This is a genomic window from Cupriavidus sp. 05T313 (assembly GCF_056396665.1).
This window is the reverse complement of the sequence record NZ_JBFTLX010000724.1, coordinates 1-357: the sequence shown is the minus strand read 5'-3', so window position 1 is coordinate 357 and position 357 is coordinate 1. Positions and strand designations below refer to the sequence as shown.

The following is a 357-nucleotide window of genomic DNA, read 5'->3' as shown; positions in this document are numbered from 1 at the left end:
CCTGTGGGCCTATCAGCGGCTTGCCTGGTAATCGAGCGCAGGTGCCGGCACGCCGGCGAAGTGGTGCTCCCCGCCCTCAACCGTGTGCCGCGCGCCGTCCGGAAGCACGACGTCGGCCGCCACCCCGGCGGGGACGGTCGCCTCGAGCCGGAACTCCCCGTCGTCGGACGTCCATGCCACTCGGACCTCGCCGTGCGGGGTCTTCAGGGACGTCCTGGCCCAGCTGATCCCCTCCCCCGGCTGCGGCTGGATGAGCACGCGGGCATAACCGGGTTCCACCGGCCGGATGCCGCCGATGGCCTTGTGCATCCAGTCCGCCACCGCGCCCAGGGCGTAGTGGTTGAAGCTGGTCATTTC

At 71.1% G+C, this 357-nt stretch carries 1 protein-coding gene; it reads right to left on the bottom strand.

What is annotated here, in order from left to right; translation table 11 throughout:
- Nucleotides 1-12: 12 nt before the first annotated feature.
- Nucleotides 13-357, bottom strand: a 345-nt coding sequence (locus AC1DKD_RS42565; protein ID WP_477144913.1) for an alpha-L-rhamnosidase C-terminal domain-containing protein, incomplete at its 5' end; no start/stop codon positions are given.